Annotated in this window: 14 protein-coding genes; 2 read left to right on the forward strand and 12 right to left on the reverse strand. The window is 63.7% G+C overall.

Annotated elements, in window-relative coordinates; all coding sequences use genetic code 11:
* Window positions 1–330 precede the first annotated feature (330 nt).
* On the forward strand, window positions 331–1,137 hold the full coding sequence (locus tag AC1DMA_RS01085; RefSeq protein WP_478142976.1) for a serine aminopeptidase domain-containing protein: 807 nt from the start codon (window positions 331–333) through the stop codon (window positions 1,135–1,137).
* Window positions 1,130–2,104, forward strand: a complete 975-nt coding sequence (locus AC1DMA_RS01090) for an alpha/beta hydrolase family protein (protein ID WP_478123326.1) — start codon at window positions 1,130–1,132, stop codon at window positions 2,102–2,104. The genes AC1DMA_RS01085 and AC1DMA_RS01090 overlap by 8 nt, the downstream gene beginning before the upstream one ends.
* Window positions 2,105–2,376: 272 nt before the next feature.
* Here the strand turns inward: AC1DMA_RS01090 and AC1DMA_RS01095 are convergent, their stop codons facing one another.
* The 12 genes from AC1DMA_RS01095 to dapE all read right to left on the reverse strand — a co-directional run bounded on the left by AC1DMA_RS01095 (window position 2,377) and on the right by dapE (window position 17,136).
* Window positions 2,377–3,591, reverse strand: coding sequence for a PP2C family protein-serine/threonine phosphatase (locus tag AC1DMA_RS01095; protein WP_478142977.1), 1,215 nt, complete (start codon window positions 3,589–3,591; stop codon window positions 2,377–2,379).
* 2 nt (window positions 3,592–3,593) lie between these two features.
* Window positions 3,594–4,088 carry a Rab family GTPase gene (locus AC1DMA_RS01100; protein ID WP_478123324.1) on the reverse strand — a complete coding sequence of 165 codons (495 nt, stop codon included), beginning with the start codon at window positions 4,086–4,088 and terminating at the stop codon, window positions 3,594–3,596.
* Between the two features lie 2 nt (window positions 4,089–4,090).
* The gene (locus tag AC1DMA_RS01105) at window positions 4,091–5,953 is read right to left on the reverse strand and encodes an OmpA family protein (RefSeq protein ID WP_478123323.1); all 1,863 of its coding nucleotides are present in this window, start codon (window positions 5,951–5,953) and stop codon (window positions 4,091–4,093) included.
* Window positions 5,954–5,972: 19 nt separating this feature from the next.
* Window positions 5,973–6,599 carry a hypothetical protein gene (locus AC1DMA_RS01110; protein WP_478142978.1) on the reverse strand — a complete coding sequence of 209 codons (627 nt, stop codon included), beginning with the start codon at window positions 6,597–6,599 and terminating at the stop codon, window positions 5,973–5,975.
* Window positions 6,600–6,685: 86 nt separating this feature from the next.
* Window positions 6,686–7,123, reverse strand: coding sequence for an ATP-binding protein (locus AC1DMA_RS01115; protein WP_478123321.1), 438 nt, complete (start codon window positions 7,121–7,123; stop codon window positions 6,686–6,688).
* Entirely contained in the window at window positions 7,123–7,479 is a 357-nt protein-coding gene (locus AC1DMA_RS01120; RefSeq protein ID WP_478123320.1) for an STAS domain-containing protein, read from the reverse strand. The genes AC1DMA_RS01115 and AC1DMA_RS01120 overlap by 1 nt, the downstream gene beginning before the upstream one ends.
* A 99-nt stretch (window positions 7,480–7,578) precedes the next feature.
* Window positions 7,579–11,886 carry a GAF domain-containing protein gene (locus AC1DMA_RS01125; RefSeq protein ID WP_478142979.1) on the reverse strand — a complete coding sequence of 1,436 codons (4,308 nt, stop codon included), beginning with the start codon at window positions 11,884–11,886 and terminating at the stop codon, window positions 7,579–7,581.
* A 162-nt stretch (window positions 11,887–12,048) separates the two neighbouring features.
* The gene (locus AC1DMA_RS01130) at window positions 12,049–12,282 is read right to left on the reverse strand and encodes a hypothetical protein (protein ID WP_478123318.1); all 234 of its coding nucleotides are present in this window, start codon (window positions 12,280–12,282) and stop codon (window positions 12,049–12,051) included.
* A gap of 186 nt (window positions 12,283–12,468) precedes the next feature.
* On the reverse strand, window positions 12,469–13,026 hold the full coding sequence (locus AC1DMA_RS01135) for a hypothetical protein (protein ID WP_478142980.1): 558 nt from the start codon (window positions 13,024–13,026) through the stop codon (window positions 12,469–12,471).
* 13 nt (window positions 13,027–13,039) lie between these two features.
* On the reverse strand, window positions 13,040–15,061 hold the full coding sequence (locus tag AC1DMA_RS01140; RefSeq protein ID WP_478123316.1) for an ABC-F family ATP-binding cassette domain-containing protein: 2,022 nt from the start codon (window positions 15,059–15,061) through the stop codon (window positions 13,040–13,042).
* Window positions 15,062–15,100: 39 nt separating this feature from the next.
* A complete protein-coding gene (gene prmB / locus AC1DMA_RS01145; protein ID WP_478142981.1) occupies window positions 15,101–15,964 on the reverse strand; it encodes a 50S ribosomal protein L3 N(5)-glutamine methyltransferase in 864 nt (287 codons plus the stop codon).
* On the reverse strand, window positions 15,961–17,136 hold the full coding sequence (dapE, locus tag AC1DMA_RS01150) for a succinyl-diaminopimelate desuccinylase (protein WP_478142982.1): 1,176 nt from the start codon (window positions 17,134–17,136) through the stop codon (window positions 15,961–15,963). The genes prmB and dapE overlap by 4 nt, the downstream gene beginning before the upstream one ends.
* Window positions 17,137–17,143: the final 7 nt, after the last annotated feature.

Genomic DNA, 17,143 nt, shown 5'->3' on the forward strand with positions numbered 1-17,143 from the left:
TCGCCTGCGACCGCATCACTGACGCGCATCCGTTAAGTATTTGTACTAGCCCTGAAATAGCTTACGGAAATTGCTACTTTGATGCTACTTTGATGCTACATTGAACGTAACTTATCGTTGCATAAAAAGGTAGGCCATGGCCGCGTTGAGGGGAGGGACGGGAGCGAGAGCGGGGAGGCGCGAGTCTCCTCCTTGCCTGTCACGCGCGACTGCCTGCGCAAGTCATCCGTCCAGCAGTTGCCTTGCGAGCCGTCGGATCTCCCCCGCCAATGACGGCCAAATCGGCTACCGGCGTGACGTCGCCCGCCTGGACGAATCAGGTCATCTGCCATGACTCCAATGATCTTCGGGCCGGGCTCTCGCCGGCTCTTTGGCGTGTATCACGCGACTGAAGGCGCCGCAGACGCCGCCGTCCTCCTTTGTCCACCTTTCGGGCAGGAAGCGATACGTACGCATCGAATGTTCCGCGTGCTCTCCGATCGTCTCGCCCGTGCAGGAATGCCGGTGCTGCGATTCGACTATCACGGTACCGGCGACGCGCCGGGTGAAGACTTCGAGGGCGACATTCACGGCTGGGTCCGCGATGTCGGTATCGCCCACGAAGAACTGCGACGCCGCGCGGCGCCGCGCCGCATCATCTGGCTGGGTTCGCGCCTTGGCGCGGCGGTGGCCGTGCTCGCCACACAAGGCCGGTACAGCGACTTGTCGCGCCTGATCCTCTGGGACCCGATTCTCGATGGGGCGCGCTATCTGGAGGACGTACGCACAGCCCATGTCTCGGCCCTCGAGGTGTCGTATCTCAGGCCAAAGCCCGAATGGCGTCGCAGCCTCGTCGAGGACAAGGACGCCTTCACCGACGAGCTGCTCGGTTTCGCCGTTTCGCCGGAGCTGCGCCAGCAATTGCGAGCCCTGTCGCCCAGTTCGATGAAGCTGCCTCTGCTGCACTCGACCATCGTGCTGGCAGACCCCGAAGACACCGTTGCGCATACGTGGACCCTCGAGCAGGCCGAGCGCGGCGCGCCGGTGCGGCTGGTTCCCTTTTCGCACTCGCTGGTATGGACGTCCGACCCTTTCGCGGACAGCGCCATGGTTCCGGCCGAAGCTGTGCAATGCCTATGGAGGCACATCCATGAATGACTACAAGGAAATGCCGGTCCTGTTCGGGCCGGACGACTCTCTGATCGGGCTGATTGCGACGCCGGCGCAAAAATCGATGGCGCCTGTCGGATGCCTGCTGCTCAATGTGGGAGCCAATCACCGGGTCGGTCCACGCCGCATCAACGTCAAGCTGGCGCGACAGCTGGCGGGCATGGGCGTCAGCAGCATCCGCATCGACCTTGCCGGCCTCGGCGACAGTCGCCCGGCCAGCGGTGACGAGCATTTCCGCAAGCGGGAGGTACTCGATCTTCAGGCGGCGATGAACCTGATGCAAACCTTGCTCGGCATCGAGCGCTTCGTTCTCGTCGGCCTGTGCTCGGGAGCGGGCAGCGGCCTGGCACTCTGTGTGAGCGATCCGCGGATGATCGGCTTGCTGATGTTCGACGGCTATACATTTCCGAGCCGTCGCGCTCGATGGGATCGAAGCCTTCAAAGCTTCCTGGCCGAGCGTTCGGTGACCGCACTGCTCGGGCGGGTGTATAGCAACATGCAGCGCGCGTTGCTGCCCGCACTCCACGCAGCATCGAAGGGCCGCACGGGGTCGGCAGCGGCGGCAGGGCCCGCGAGCATCTTCGCCGCGGACGACCGGCGCGCAGTCGCTGACCTGTTTTGCAGGTCCATGGGACAGATCGCGGAGCGCGACGTCGCGGTCATGTTCGTCTACAGCGCAACGCTCCAGGCCAGGGACTGGAACCGCGACCAACTCGGTCCATTCGTCAACGAACCGTTCATACGCAGGGCCGAATACCGTTTCCTGCCGGAGGTCGACCACAGTCTCCTGTCGCTGAAGGCGCAAAAGATATTCATGTCCGTGGTGTGCGACTGGGCCATGCGAGTGATCCAAGGATCGGGCCGAGCCTTGTCGCCTTCCGCGGTCGCGACAGGGGAGGGCATCCGAATCCCGGAGCCGCGCGTCCCGACGGTGCTGGAGCACGCGCGGACTTGATGAGCGGGTTCACTGACCAATCATAAGTTCAAGAATCGGGAGGATGTCATGTCACCTATGTTCATACGCGCCTTGCGGCGGGGTGTCAGCGCAATTGCCATGGCTTTTGTATTTATCTTCTTGACATTGTTCATCTGGATTGATCCCAAGAACCCAAAGGAGGACGAATTTCGTGACAGCGTTTGATTGGGTGCTGGTCCTTGTCGCCGCATGTTGGGCGATAAAAGTGGCCTTTTACCGATAGCTTGTCTGGCTTGGGCGGCGGCCGAGATTCAAAGCGCCATCTTGATGATCGTGAAATCATCCTCAAGCACACCCGGCCCGTGCGCGTCGCGCGCATAGTTCAGCAGCTTGTCCAACTCTGACTCCCCTTCGAGAACCGGACGCGCGAGCAATTCAGCAAAATCCGAGAACTCCAGCATCGAGCCGTCGGGTCTGCGGACCTCATAAGTCCCATCGCTGAAGATAAACAGTCGCGATGGCGATTCGAGAATGCACTGTCCTTCCTGGTAGCGCGCCGCCGGAGAGATGCCGACGCAAGGTCCGGACGCCTGCAGTTGCCGTCCGCCCCCCATCTCGTCGCAAGGCCCGTTCACAAGAATGGCCGGTGGATGGCCCGCAGAGGCATAACGAAGACTGCCGCTTGCACGGTGGTACACGCCGTACCAAACCGTGCAGAACAGCTCCCCGTGGCTCTCCATCTGATAAGCCAGATTGAGCGCAGTCAGCACCTCGCCGGGATTGCGGAAGTCGATTCGCGCAAGACCCTCCGAACGCAGCGTGTCCGCAACCGCCACCGACAGAAGGGCGGAGCCCACACCATGGCCACATACGTCGATGAGATACAGCGCGAAGTGCTCGTCGTCCACCCAGTGATAGCCGAACGAGTCTCCGCCCAATTCGGTGGATGGAACAAATCGCCAGTCGACCACGAGCGGCCCCGACAGTGGTGCAGGGAGGATGGCTCGCACATATCGCTCGGCATCGCGCAGTTCCTGCTGCAGGCGGTCATGCGTGCGTTGCAGGTCCTCGCGGGACGAGGCAAGCTCGCGATGCGCGACAGTCAGTTCCTCATTGGCGGACTCGAGTTGCGCAATCAACCTTGCCTCGCGCTGGCTGAGCAAGGTCATGTCGTAGGCCTTCTGCTGCACACGCCGCGCTTCCTCGTATTCCGCAGTCACGTCGAGCAGAAGAATCCAGACGGTGTTGTCATCCGCAAAGAAATGAACGTCCGCCACGCGGCCGCTCGGCATCTCCATCGATCGAATGAGGAAGGGAGTTTCCGCAAGCGGCAGCATGCCTTCGAGAAACGGGATCTGGTCCGAAGCAGCGCCCCCCGAACGGAGCTCAGCAAGCCCGTAATGCTCCAGGTGCCCGCCAGCCTGCACGAGGTTCAATGAGCCATCGACGACAAAGTGCGCGAGCACGCGCTGCGAATGCAACAGCGTCAGAAGCGAATCGGAGATGCGTGTCGGCAGATCGAGCATGACTATCGCGCAAGGCGCGCCGCCAGTTCCGCGAAGGTCTCCTGGACGCTATCGCCGGTCTTTGCGCTGGTGCGGCGAAAAGACCAGCCTGCGGCCTCCAGCACCTCGATGCGCTCCGGCGGGAGTGCCCAGTCCTCCACGAGATCGGCCTTGTTGAGCAGGACGAAGAAGGGCGTAGGCCCGATCTCCGCGGTGATGCGCTTCTGGATGGACTCCGCAGTCTCCAGCGTCTCAGGCCGTGTGCCATCCACCACGAGGAGATAGCCCGCGGCGCCACGGAGATAGCTCACGCGCACGGCGGCGATCTCGTCCTCTCCGGCGATGTCCCAGAGAATGAGCGCGATCTCTTCCGAGCCGACAGTCAGCACCTTCTTGTCGATCTTCACTCCGACCGTCGTGAGATAGGCATCCGAGAAGATGGAGTCGACATAGCGACGGACCAGACTGGTCTTGCCGACGCCGAACGCTCCGAGCAGGCAGATTTTCTTTTGCAGCATTGCTACTCGCCCACGGTTACGGAGAAGGACACGCGCCGATTCATCGACAGTTCGTCTTCGCTGGCGCCGGGTCTCAGCGGCTCCAGCGGCCCGGCGCCGCGAACGGCGAGCAATCCCTGGTCGATGCCACGCGCGCGCAGCATCGAACGCACGACTTCCGCACGGCCCACGCTGAGCGCGAGATTCGACGTGTCCTTGCCTGTGGCGTCGGCGTGTCCGACGATGGTTACCTTCACGGTGAACCCCAGGTTGCGGGCCACCTGGACCAATTCGCGCATGTCTGTTGCAACGGCATCGAGCTTGCTCTCCTGATCCGCCGCGGGTCGCGGCATTCCGAAATCGAAGTGAATGAGCTGTGACTGGATCGAGTCGCGCAGTCGAGCGTAGGTCGCATCTTCCACGTCCCTGAGTTGGCTGAGATCGACCTTCGGCGCGCCCGCGGGCAAGGTCAGCAGGTAGTTGCGCGCCTTGTCCGTCCATTGCTGGGTGGCGGTGCCGGCGACGCGAATGCCCCCGCCGTCCTGCGCGAGAAGAACTGTCGATGGGGGGCTCAGCGTCGCCTGCAGTCGCTTCAGCATGATGGCCGGATGCAATGCCTGATAGGGCTCCCAACGCCCGATGACACGCGCAGGGTCGAGGTGCGCCTTGTCCAGCAACGCCTCCGGCGCCATGGCGAGCGGATCGCGCAGCCCCGACACCAGCCACTTGCCGTCGCGGCGGTCGGCAGCCGTGACGACGATGCCTGGCTGGTCCTGCAATGCCGAGACATACGCATCGATGCGGCGGCTCTCGATGATCCGTTGCGCGAGCCAATAGCCCAATGCCAGCAGCAGTGCCAACGGAATGATCCACAGGAATGGAGAAAACTTTCTGTGCGTCTCGGCACTCTGCGACAGCAGGCACGGCCGCATCCGCTCACCAGCGGCTTCGAACGGGTCGGTGTCGCCTTGGAAATTGTCGAGTTCGGCATGCCACTCACTGTGGATGGCACCGAGCGTTTCGCCGATTTGGGTGCGCAGCATCGGGGGCGGATTGCCATGGATCACTGCGGCAAGAAAAGCCGACGGGCCTTCCTCGCACCAGAGCAGCAGGTCGCCCAAGCGCAGGCTGTCGATGCCGCGGCCGCCCGCGCCGCCCGTGCCCGCGTCATCAAACGAATCGCGCACGAAATCCTGGATCGCGGACAGCATCGCCGAGACCAGTTGTGGATCGCGCGTCGTCGCATCGTCCCTGGCGACATGCGCAAGCAGCAGGCCGGTCTTGCGATGAATGAGGAAGAGGTGTTCGACACTGAACACGGCCGTGTGCTTGAGCACCACGTCGCGAAAAGTGCTGCCGGCGCGCCAGGCCTCGATGCGCCACTTGAGTCCGCGCCACGACAGGCTGTGCTTGAGTGCCTGGTTGACCGATTGAAGCGTGCCGTCCAGCGTTTCGGCGATGGCCTTGCGAATCGCCGGACCCATGACCGGGTACAGGATGTCGACCATCGTGCCGGGATTCTTCCGGATCGACGCCTGGGTTGCGCGCTCGACGGTGGGTGCGATCACCTGGCCCAGGCGATCGTCCTGCTCGGCGGCCAGCGTAAAGGCGGCGGGCAGCACCGCGCCGACCGCGTCGGCGAATTCGCGTGGATCGTCGAATTTTTGCTGCAGCCTTGCCAGCGCCACCTGCTCGCGTTCGAGCAGTACGCCGCGCAGGGCATCCAGGCGAGGATCGGCCTCCAATCGGCTCGGCTCCGTCGCGGCCACGTCGGGGTTGACGCAGCGAGCCAGCTCCAGCAAAAGTCCGGCCAGCCGCCTGCTCCGATCGTCGTCAGAAGCGCTTCCAGGAGTGCTTGTCGCGGCGAGCGACAGGCGGGCGTTCACCGCTCACCCGTCCCGGCGCTCAGCCGCGCTCCCCGCCGTTGAGGCTCTTCGGCGTGGCGTCCTGGTTCAGGCATTTGGCGATCTCGACGAACAGCCCCGCGAGCAGATTGCGGTCCGTCTTGACGTTGCTGAGCTCGGCGAACATCCGTTCGGTGGTGGTGCGCATGTCGTCCTGGCGCTTGCGCATCTCTTCCCGCAGCCCCTGGACTTCATGGCTCAGGCGATCCGTGAAATCGCGTTCCTGGCGCGCCAGTTGGTCCGACACCTGCGCCAGGCGCTTCTCCAGTGCCTGTGTGTGATCGCGCAAGCTGCGCTCCAGCTCTTTGTCCGCGTCGGCCCGCAGATCCTTTTCTTCGCGAAACTGCCCGGCGACCGATTCCAGCTGCTTCTTGATCGTGGTTTCAAGATTGGTCAGGCTGCGCGACGACTCTGTCTCCAGATCGCGCATGCGCTGCTGAAAGCGGTCTTCGAGGATCGAAAAGCGCTTGTCGTAATCCTGCATCTGATTGCCGAACAGCAACTCGCGCATCTTGTCGACGCCGGACGTCTCGCCCGCTCCGTTGCCTTGGGTGGCCAGCGCCGCTTGAGCCGCCAGTGCGCTTTGCGCATCGATCATGGGTGAAGGTTTGTTGGCTGCAGTTCCCATCGAAATCTCCTCGGTTGTGGATTGAGAGGTGGCGCTTTCGGCGCCGCGAAGCGAATCTCTGGGGGCAGGAATGGACAGAAATGGATTCAAGGCGGCCTGCCGGCTCTAAAAAGCAGCGTCAGGCAATTGCGTCCGTCTTCGTGCCGATAGCTCAGGTCGTCTGAAAAGCGGCGAACGATCGGGATGCCCCATCCGCCAATGCGCGCGTCCTGGACGCTGGTCGCGCGCGCCGGTTCGGGCACCTTCCGGGGGTCGAACTCGCTTCCCTCGTCTTCGACTTCGAGCGCCACGTTCTCGCCTTGCCAACCCAGGCGCAGCAAGATGAGCTGCCCACCATTGCCGCATGCATAGTTCATGATGTTGGTCACGACCTCGGTGGAGCAGAGATCGAGCTTCAATGCGAGCTTCGGAGAAAGTCGCTGGCTCTCCGCCCAATCCTGAATCCAGCTGCTGATGCGCGAGAGTTCGCGCAACTCGCTTCCGACGAGCAGGGATGCCTTCGGCTCCCCGTCGTGATCGGACATCAGCGGCTTTCGGCGAGCGCCATCAGCGCGCTGCAGGCTGTGTCGACGTCGGGGTACACCGGGATGATCGAGTCGATGCCCGCCATCTTGAGAACCTCCGCAACCAGGGGCTGAGGGTTGGCCAACGCCATGCCGCCACCGCGCATCGACTGGGCCCTCGCGTTGATGACGAGCGTCCGGATGCCGATCGAGGCCAGGAAAGACACTTCCGACAGGTCCACCACGGCGAGAAGCTTTCGGGTCGCCACCAGCGCGGCAAAGCGGGTATCGATGTCGTGCCCGCCGATGCTGTCCATTCGGCCGACGAGACTGATCTTTTCGACACCGTCAGCCAGCTGTTCGCTTCTCAGATCCATACGGTCTCCGCGGTCGAATATCGATGGGGGTCCAGTCGGTTAGAACCTTCTTCTAGCTTACGCCGAAATCATTTCGGCGTCGATGGGCCGATCGCTCTATCAGCTGTCGGCGCGCGCAGGCACATTGCGAAGGGCTTCGACCAGCCGATCGACCCTGATGGGCTTTGTGAGGTAGTCGTCCATTCCGGCCGCGATGCAGATCTCCTGGTCGCCCTGCATGGCATTGGCAGTCATGGCCACGATGCGCGGGCGTCGCTCGGCATCCATCAGGGTGCAGATCTGCCTCGTCGCGTCCAGCCCATCGAGCTCCGGCATCTGAACATCCATCAGCACCACGTCATAGGTTTGGCGCTGGACGGATTCGACCGCTTCGATGCCGTTCGAAGCCAGGTCGGCCCGGTAGCCCATCTGCTGCAGGAGGCGCATCGCAAGCTTCTGGTTCACCGCGTTGTCCTCCGCCAGCAGGATGCGCAGCGGATGGCGCGCAGCCATCGTCGGGTCGATTTGCGGCTTGGCCGCGACGCTGGGCGCGGGCTTCGCAGCCGATTCATGCGCGAGCAGGTTGACCAGCGTGTCGAACAGTTGCGACTGGTGGATGGGCTTCGACAGATAGGCGTTGAACAGCGGTTCAGCATCACCCGTCCCTCCAATATCCCGCCGCCCAAGCGAGCTGAAGAGCACGAGCGGAAGAGTCGGATGCTTGGCACGAATGCGCCGCGCCAGTTCGCTGCCGTCCATCTCCGGCATGTGCATGTCGAGGATCGTGAGATCGAACTGCTGCCCCTGTTCGAGCAAGCGCAGTGCCTCCAGCGGCGATTCGACGTCGCGCGAATCCATGCCCCACTTGGCGGTCTGGAGCGTGAGCACGCGGCGGTTGGTTGCGTTGTCGTCCACGATCAACACACGCTTGCCTTGCAGCTCGGCTTGCACGCCGGCAAAGACGCGGCGCTTGCTCGGTGGCGTCTCGGCGACCTGCGCTTCCATGGTCATGAAGAAGGTTGAGCCCGTGCCCGGTCCGTCGCTTTCGACCCAGATGGTTCCGCCCATCAGTTCGGCCAGCCGCTTGCTGATGGCAAGGCCGAGGCCGGTGCCGCCGTACTTTCGGGTGGTGCTGGAGTCCGCCTGAGAGAAAGATTGAAAGAGCCGGCTCATGCCTTCCGCAGAGAGGCCGATGCCCGTGTCGCGCACGGCAAAAGTCAGGTGGACCTTGCCGGTCGGCAGGGGATTGGAGCTGACTGTCAGCACCACCTCACCCGTTTCCGTGAACTTGACCGAATTGCTCAGCAGGTTCAGCAGGACTTGCCGCAGGCGCGTGAGGTCGCTGCTCACGCCCAGCGGCACGTCGCCTTCGAATACATACGCGATGTCGAGCTTCTTCTCGGCTGCGCGAGTGCTCACGAGATCGAGCGCGGACTCCACGCATTCGCGAAGATCGAACGGGTGCGACTCGATGTCCATCCGGCCGGCTTCGATCTTCGAGTAATCGAGGATGTCGTTGATGATGGTCAGCAGCGCATCGCCCGAGTCGCGAATCGTCGAAACATAGTCGTGCTGATCGGCGTCGAGCGGCGTGTCGAGCAACAGGCCGCTCATGCCGATGACGGCATTCATCGGCGTGCGGATCTCGTGGCTCATGGTGGCCAGGAACGCGCTCTTGGCTTCGTTCGCGGCTTCGGCTGCGGCGCGCGCTTCCTTGGTTTCATTGAAAAGCCGTGCGTTCTGGATCGCGATGACCGCCTGGTCCGCAAAGGTTTCCAGCAGCTTGATTTCCTTCTCCGCGAAGGGCTCGGGCGGCTGGCGCGTGACGTGAATCGATCCGATGTATTTGCCCTCCCACAGGAGCGGCGCGATCATGATCGCGTAGTTGCCCATCTGTTCGGCAATCTCCCGCATGAATGCGGGCAGGTGCGGCTCGCCGAGCGCATCGGGAATGTGCAGCACTTCAGGGCCGGCCATGGCGGTGCCGATCGCCGAATGATCGATCGGTCGCGGATAGTATTTTTCGAGCGATTCGCGTGCGGAGCCGCGATGCGCGCTCAGGTGAACCAAACCGTCGTCGCCAATCAGCGAAATGCCGAGCTGCGCGCCCGAGAACAGCCGCTGGCAGCTTTCCAGGATCTTGTCGAAAACGGGTTGCGCGTTCTCCATCGACTCGCTGATGACCTGCAACACGTCGGCCGTGGCGGTCTGCTGCTCCAGCGCTTCCTGCGTCTCGTTGAAGAGCCGAGTGTTCTCGATGGCGATCACGGCCTGGTCGGCAAACATCTTGAGCAGGTCGATCTGCCGCTGCGGGGTTTCGCCGGGTTCGGGCCAGGCGGTGGAGATCGCTCCGACGGGCACGCCGTCCTTGAGCATCGGCGCGCAGATCATCCGGCGCCTGTCGCCGGTGCTTGCCAGCGTCCGGTCGTAGGTCGGGTCGGCCCATGCGTCTACGTTGGTCACGGCCCGCCGTTCGAGGATGACGCGCCCGTTCATCTGATGAGGGTCGGGCGGGGCGGGCCAGAGCGCACGCGCGGACTCCAGCGCCTGTGCGGACCAGTTGCGCGTCGCAGCCAGACGAACCAGCTGTCCGTCGTAGGTGAAGATCGCCGATGTCGGACCTTCGAAGAGCCACATGGTGCAGTCCAGGATGGCCTCGAAAACCGGCATCACGTCCCTGGGAGATTCGCTGATGACACGCAGCACGTCACTGACGGCCGTCTGGTATTCGAGCGACTCGGTCAGCTCGGCCGTGCGCTCTTCGACCTTGTGCAGTGCGACCTGCGTTTCGTTGAACAGGCGCCCGTTCTGGATCGCGATGACCGCCTGGTCTGCGAAGGTCTTGAGCAGGGCGCGCTCGCTCGGCCGAAACGGGCCGACTTCCGTCCGCTGCATGCTCAGGATGCCGATGCCCCGGCCTTCCCAGATGAGAGGCGCCGAGAGATTGGCGAAGCTCGTCCCGGCGTGCTCGGCATGGTGGCGCAAGACCGAAGGCGCGTTCGGATCGTTCAAGACGTCCGGAATCTCCACGAGATCGCCCGTTTGAAACGAACGCTCGGCAGAGGTCCCTGCCAACGACAGCGGATAGTGCGACTGCATCAGTTCTGCAAACTCCGCCAGGCGTTCGCCCTGGATGGAGGCGCGGCCGGTCGCCGTCATCAACCAACGCGTGAGTTCGAGATTGCCCTGGTTGTCAGCCATCATCAACGCGAAAGAGCTGCCGTCGAAAAGCCGCGCACAGCATTCGAGGATCTTGTCGAACACCGGGCCCGGATCCGCGACCGAACTGCCGATGACCTGCAGCACCTCCGCCGCGGCCGTCTGGTGGGCCAGGGCGTCCGCCATCTCTCGGCCGCGACGCTCTGTTTCATCGAAGAGGCGTGCGTTCTCCAGCGCCAGACCCGTGGTTGCCGCCACGGTTTCGAGCAGCCGCAGCTGATGCGGCCCGAACGCGTATTCGCGCTCATGGTTCTGCAGCGCAATGATCCCCAAGGCGCGGTCGCTGCCGATGATCGGGACGGCACAGACCGAAAGCGCCCAGTCTGTCCCCGGTGAAGGACGAAGGCCCAATCGCGTCTGCTCCTCGCGCGTGTTGGCAGCACCGCTTTGGCGCGTGCGCAGCAATTGCGCTATCGGCTCGTCCGGCTGCAGCGATCGCGCCGGCATCAGGGGGAGGGGACGGCCGTGCTCGTACCGGTACAGCACCTGAACCATGTTGGTCTTGTCGTCCCACCAGACGATGTTCAGATTGCCGGTGTCGAACAGCTCCCGCAGCTTGTCGCCGACGAGATCGACGATGGCCTTGAAGCCCAGCTTGGCCGCCATGCCCTGCTGGATGCTGTTGATCAGAGCGAGCTCATTGGTGCGCTGGCCGAGCGCACTCTGGCGATCGGCCAACTCGCGCCGGAGGCCCTCCCGGATGCGGATGTTTGCCAACGCGCTCGCGGCTTGGCGCGCGAGGGTCTCGAGCAAGTCGCAGTCTGCGTGATCGAAACGGCCGGTAGGGCCTTCGACGTCTGCGTACAGGTAACCCAGAAGTTCGCGTTCCGCGACCAAGGGCGCAATGAGGCACGAGCGCTGTTCAATGGCTTGGGCGCCCTGCGGCCCATGGCGCAGGCTCGCCTTGCGAGTGCGGGCGGTCTCGGCCAGCCAAGGTCGGACGGCGTCGAGCAGATGGGCAGCACTTTCGCGGCGGGGCAGCGATGCTCCGGCAGCAATCAGGCCAGTCGCGGTTTCGAGCACGAGAAGGACGCGCTGTGCGCCGACGACCTCGGCGGCTTCGCTGACCAGAAGTCGTGAAACTTCGTCGGCCCTGCGGAGTGCGTTCAATCGAAGTCCGACGTCGAGCAGCCGCTCGCGCGGATTGCGCACTTTGCTGTCGGCGCGTGGCGCATGCTTCGACAGGGGTCGAGATCGGGACTCAGCCATGGGGCGTTTGCCTTCAACGATCAGCGGGTTGATGCGCGGGGGGCGCACACGGCGTGCAGTCTAGCGGCCAAGAGGCTTCCTGCACGAGCCCTCTTTCAGGGCTCCATAGCAAAACAGGCCGCTGATGCGACCTGTTTGATGGGATGCTTTGCCAAGGGTGGTTCAGCGGGTTGCGGCGTCGTCGTCTTGCATCGACGCTTGGCGCGAACTCGAAATGCTGGAGACGATGCCCACCGCGCCGGCACGGATCAGTTCCTGGCGAAGTGCGGCTTCCAGCAGCCGGCGCGCAGTGTCCGGTTTGTCGTGGTCGTACTCTTCGTCCAATTCGCAGTGCAGGTAGTAATCGACTCGGGCCATCAGTCGCTCTACCGACGCTGCAAGGTCTGTCTCATTCATAAGTTCCGCTCCTCCGAAAATCCGTCGTGCGGAGTGGATCTTGATTTGATCCGACATACGCTCCCAAGAACTGACATCAGCCTGACCCCTATGGCTTTGTTGCATTATCCACCGCTCTCACAAACGTGTTGCACTGAATGTCGCCGGAGTCCAACAGGGCGTCATGGATAAACAGCCCGGGGGGTGCTAGCGCAATCCGAGTCGACTCCACGCAGAGCCCAGACGGGAAGGTCGGGATGGCACGGGCGGCGCGGACGGCGGCGGCAACAGGTGACGGACGGACAACGCCACCTTGACGCAATCCTTGATGTGCAATTCGCCCAGCGCTCGCAGTGCCGCGTAACTGAGTGTTGCGGACACGGCTTGGCCAACGATGGGAACGTATCTCGCCGCCTGTTTGGCAGTCATCCGGAAACCGGCATGGCGCGCGAGCTTGATCAGCAGCTCCCGGGTGAGCAGCCGCCCGACAAGCAAGGCGCCCACCGCGGATGCAGCCTTTTGGATTCGCTCGCGGTCATAGGGCGCGAGGCGGTCGAGCTGCGTCACCGACAGCCCGAACTCGGCGCTGATCTGCGGAATCACGCGGGAGAGGAGGGTGGCGTCGGCCGCCCAATCAATGCCAGGGATCGGCACCGCACCCACCGCGGCGGCCATCAAGGCCTTGCGGCCGAGCAGACGGCGGCTGCGGCGGATTGCCGCAATCAGTTGCGGATCACCTTGGGCGAGATCGATGGCGGAAGACATTCCGCCGTCATTATCAGGCGGCGAGCGCTTCCAGTTGGCCCGAAAGGGTGAGCCAGCGTTCCTCGAGTTGCTCGATCTCGTCATTGAGCGCCTTCAGCCGTTTGCCCGCGTCCGCGATCTCGGCCGCGGCCAGCGGCTGCACCATTCGTTCTTCGATCGCTGCCTTTTCGCTGCCGGCAGCTGCAAGCCGCTGGTCGATTTGCGCGAGCTCTCGTTTGAGCGGCTTGGCCTGCTCGCTGCGTTGCTGACGCTCGTGCGCATCCTGCTTGCGCTGGTCCTTGCCTGAAAGGGAAGTCTCCGGCGCAGCCGGTGCCGGCGCTTTCGCGGCCTGCACTGGTGGTGCGACGGCCACCTCGGCGGCGGCTTCGCGGGTAGCCAGTTTGGCTTCTTCGCGGAGACGCTTTGCCTCGTCCAGCAAGTAACGCTGGTAGTCGTCCAGGTCGCCATCGAAGTCGCCGACCTTGCCCCGGCCGACCAGCCAGAACTCGTCGCACACCGAACGCAGCAGCGCGCGGTCGTGGCTCACCAGCATGAGCGTGCCTTCGAACTCGTTCAGCGCGACTGCGAGAGCTTCGCGCGTCGCCAGATCGAGGTGGTTGGTCGGCTCGTCGAGCAGCAGCAGGTTGGGGCGCTGCCAGACCATCATCGCCAGCACCAGCCGCGCCTTCTCGCCGCCGCTCATGGTTCCGACGGCCTGCTTCACCATGTCGCCGCTGAAGTTGAAGCTGCCGAGAAAGCCGCGCAAGTCCTGCTCGCCCGTGCGCTCCTTGACCGAGGCGCCGAGTTCGCGCGCCATGCGGACCATGTGTTCGAGCGGCGTGTCCTGCGGACGAAGCACGTCGAGTTCCTGCTGGGCAAAGTAGCCGATGTTCAGGCCCTTGCCTTCGGTGACGGTGCCGGCGAGAGCACCCATTTCGCGCGCGATCGTCTTCACCAGCGTCGACTTGCCCTGGCCGTTTGCGCCGAGGATGCCGATGCGCTGGCCGGCCAGCACCGAACGATTCACGCCCGTCAGGATGACCTTGGGCGGCGCGTCCTCGCTCTGATAGCCAAAGCTCGCAGCGCTGATCGAGAGCATCGGATTGGGGATGTTGCCCGGCTCCTTGAACTCGAAAGTGAAGTCGGCCTCCGCCAGCAGCGGCGCCACTTTTTCCATCCGCTCCAGTGCCTTGACGCGGCTCTGCGCCTGCTTGGCCTTGCTCGCCTTGGCCTTGAAGCGGTCGATGAATTTCTGCAAGTGCGCGATCTTGTCCTGCTGCTTGGCGAAGGCGGCTTGCTGCAGTTCCATCTGCTGGGCGCGGAGCAATTCGAAAGCGCTGTAGTTGCCGCCGTAGCGGGTGAGCTTGGCTTTTTCGATATGCAGGGTCACATCGGTCACGGCGTCGAGGAATTCGCGGTCGTGGCTGATGACGATCATCGTGCCGGCGTACTTCTGCAGCCAGGCTTCGAGCCAGACCAGCGCGTCCAGATCCAGGTGATTGGTCGGTTCGTCAAGCAGCAGCAGGTCGCTCGGACACATCAGCGCGCGCGCCAGCTGAAGGCGCATGCGCCAGCCGCCGGAGAAGCTGTTGACCGGATGCTCAAGCTCGTGCGCCTTGAACCCGAGTCCGAGGATCAGCGCCTGCGCGCGGGGCACGGCGTCGTGCTCGCCCGCATCCGCCAGGTCTGTGTACGCATGAGCCAGGGCCATGCCCATGTCGTGATCGTCCGGATCGGCCTCATGGCCGGCTTCGGCGAGCGCCAGCGTTTCGCGCAGTTCGACGAGCCGCGTGTCGCCGCCGACGACGAAGTCGGTGGCCGACTCGTCGGTTTCGGGCATGTTCTGCGCGACCTGCGCCATGCGCCACTGCTTGGGCATGGAGAAGTCGCCGCCGTCTTCATGCAGCGTGCCGTTGAAAAGCGCGAACAAGGTCGACTTGCCGGCGCCGTTGCGTCCGACCAGACCCACTTTTTCGCCGGGATTGATGGTGACGCTGGCGCCGTCGAGCAGCACTTTGGCGCTGCGGCGCAGGATGACGTTCTTGAGGGTGATCATGTCGGTGCCCGCCAAGATGCGGCGAGCCTGGGGGTGTTTCTACAGCAGGGATTCGCGCGGGACCAGCAGGACCTGGTCTTCTCCGGCGCTCGTGGGGAGCCACATCACTTCGAGTTGCGGAAAGGCCGCTTCGAAGTGAGGGCGTTCGTTGCCGATCTCGAGCACCAGCACGGCGGATTCGCTCATGTGCGCTGGCGCGTCGGCAAACAGGCGGCGGATGAAGTCCATGCCGTCGGCGCCGCCGGCCAACGCCAATTCGGGCTCGGCACGGTATTCGGCCGGCAGCGCGGTCATGCTCTGCGCGTTGACGTACGGCGGATTGCAGAGAATCAGGTCGTACGGCCCGCGCACGCTCGCCAATCCATCGGACTCGATCAGCGCGATGCGCGCATCGAGCTGGTGCCGCGTCACGTTGATTGCAGCGACTTCGAGCGCCGTCGTGGACAGATCAGCCGCATCGACGGTGATGTCCGGATAGGTCATCGCCGCCAGCACGGCCAGGCTGCCATTGCCGGTGCAAAGGTCGAGCACGTTCCGCGTATGTTCGCCAAGCCAAGGGTCGATGCTGCCATCCGCCAGCAGTTCGGCAATAAAGCTGCGGGGCACGATCGCGCGTTCGTCGACGTAGAAGGGTACGCCTTGAAGCCAGGCTTCTTTCGTCAGATACGCGGCGGGCTTGCGCGTCTCGATACGCTGGGCAAAGAGCGCCGCGACGCGCGCCGCGTCGGCGGGCGCCACAGGGCGATCGGCCACGCTGTCCAGTTCGTCGAGCGGAAGGCTCAGTCTCCAGAGCACGAGCCACGCGGCTTCGTCGAAAGCGTTGCTCGTACCGTGGCCGAACGAAACGCCCGCATCGGCCAGCTGTCTGGCGCCGGCCTCGATCAGTTCAAGCACGGTGCTCATGCGTGAAGCAGTGCTTCGAGCCTGTCCAATGTGCGGCGATAGATGTTCTTCAGCGGCTCGATTTCGGCGACCGCGATGTGCTCGTCGATCTTGTGGATGCTCGCGTTCGTGGGCCCGAGTTCCACCACCTGCTTGCAGATATTGGCGATGAAGCGCGCATCGCTGGTGCCGCCGCTGGTCGACAGTTCGGTCTCGATGCCTGTCTCGTCGCGGATGGCCTGCTGCACGGCCGCGACCAGTTCGCCTGGCGTCGTGAGAAAGGGCAAGCCGCCAACGGTCCAGGCCAGCGTGTAGTCAAGCCCGTGCGCATCCAGCACCGCTTGGACCCGCTTCTGAAGTGAATCGGGTGTGGATTCGGTCGAAAAGCGGAAGTTGAAGTCCACCACCGCTGCGCCGGGAATCACATTGCTGGCACCGGTGCCCGCGTGGATGTTGCTGATTTGCCAGCTGGTCGGCTGAAAGTAGGCGTTGCCGGCATCCCAGCCACCGGCCTGATTGATGGCGACCAGTTCGGCCAACGCGGGTGCGAACGCATGGACGGGATTCTTTGCGAGATGTGGGTAGGCGATATGGCCTTGCACGCCCTTGATCGTCAGCTTGCCGCTCATGGTGCCGCGGCGGCCGTTCTTGATCATGTCGCCGCAGCGCTCGACGCCTGTCGGTTCGCCGACGATGCAGTAGTCGATGCGCTCGCCGCGCTCAGCCAGCGCATTGCAAACCACGACCGTACCGTCCGTGGCCGGGCCTTCCTCATCGCTCGTCAGCAGCAGGGCGAGCGACAGCCGAGGATCGGGCGTGGTGGCGAGAAATTCCTCGATGGCCACGACGAAGGCCGAGAGCGATGTCTTCATGTCGCATGCGCCGCGGCCGTAGAGCTTGCCGTCCCGGTGCGTGGGAGTGAAAGGATGGCTGGTCCATTGTTCGAGCGGGCCCGTCGGCACCACATCGGTATGGCCTGCGAAGGCGATGGTGCGCGACGCCTGGCCCAAGGCACCCGGCCGCATCGCCCAAAGGTTGGTCACACGGAAGTCCGCAGGGCCGCTTTCGATGGTTTCGAGCCGGAATCCGAGCCGCGCCAGCCGTTCGCCGATCAGGCCTTGGCACCCCGCGTCATCGGGAGTGACTGAAGGACGTGAAATCAGTTGTTCGGCAAGCTGGAGCGTTCGGGACATCGAAATT

This window comes from Variovorax sp. 05N34, assembly GCF_056397405.1.

Excerpts from the sequence above, each read along its gene's own strand:
- AC1DMA_RS01085 (WP_478142976.1), top strand. The coding sequence starts at position 331 with ATGACTCCAATGATCTTCGGGCCGGGCTCTCGCCGGCTCTTTGGCGTG.
- AC1DMA_RS01090 (WP_478123326.1), top strand. The coding sequence starts at position 1,130 with ATGAATGACTACAAGGAAATGCCGGTCCTGTTCGGGCCGGACGACTCT.
- AC1DMA_RS01095 (WP_478142977.1), bottom strand. The coding sequence starts at position 3,591 with ATGCTCGATCTGCCGACACGCATCTCCGATTCGCTTCTGACGCTGTTG.
- AC1DMA_RS01100 (WP_478123324.1), bottom strand. The coding sequence starts at position 4,088 with ATGCTGCAAAAGAAAATCTGCCTGCTCGGAGCGTTCGGCGTCGGCAAG.
- AC1DMA_RS01110 (WP_478142978.1), bottom strand. The coding sequence starts at position 6,599 with ATGGGAACTGCAGCCAACAAACCTTCACCCATGATCGATGCGCAAAGC.
- AC1DMA_RS01115 (WP_478123321.1), bottom strand. The coding sequence starts at position 7,123 with ATGTCCGATCACGACGGGGAGCCGAAGGCATCCCTGCTCGTCGGAAGC.
- AC1DMA_RS01120 (WP_478123320.1), bottom strand. The coding sequence starts at position 7,479 with ATGGATCTGAGAAGCGAACAGCTGGCTGACGGTGTCGAAAAGATCAGT.
- AC1DMA_RS01125 (WP_478142979.1), bottom strand. The coding sequence starts at position 11,886 with ATGGCTGAGTCCCGATCTCGACCCCTGTCGAAGCATGCGCCACGCGCC.
- AC1DMA_RS01130 (WP_478123318.1), bottom strand. The coding sequence starts at position 12,282 with ATGAATGAGACAGACCTTGCAGCGTCGGTAGAGCGACTGATGGCCCGA.
- AC1DMA_RS01135 (WP_478142980.1), bottom strand. The coding sequence starts at position 13,026 with ATGTCTTCCGCCATCGATCTCGCCCAAGGTGATCCGCAACTGATTGCG.
- AC1DMA_RS01140 (WP_478123316.1), bottom strand. The coding sequence starts at position 15,061 with ATGATCACCCTCAAGAACGTCATCCTGCGCCGCAGCGCCAAAGTGCTG.
- prmB (WP_478142981.1), bottom strand. The coding sequence starts at position 15,964 with ATGAGCACCGTGCTTGAACTGATCGAGGCCGGCGCCAGACAGCTGGCC.
- dapE (WP_478142982.1), bottom strand. The coding sequence starts at position 17,136 with ATGTCCCGAACGCTCCAGCTTGCCGAACAACTGATTTCACGTCCTTCA.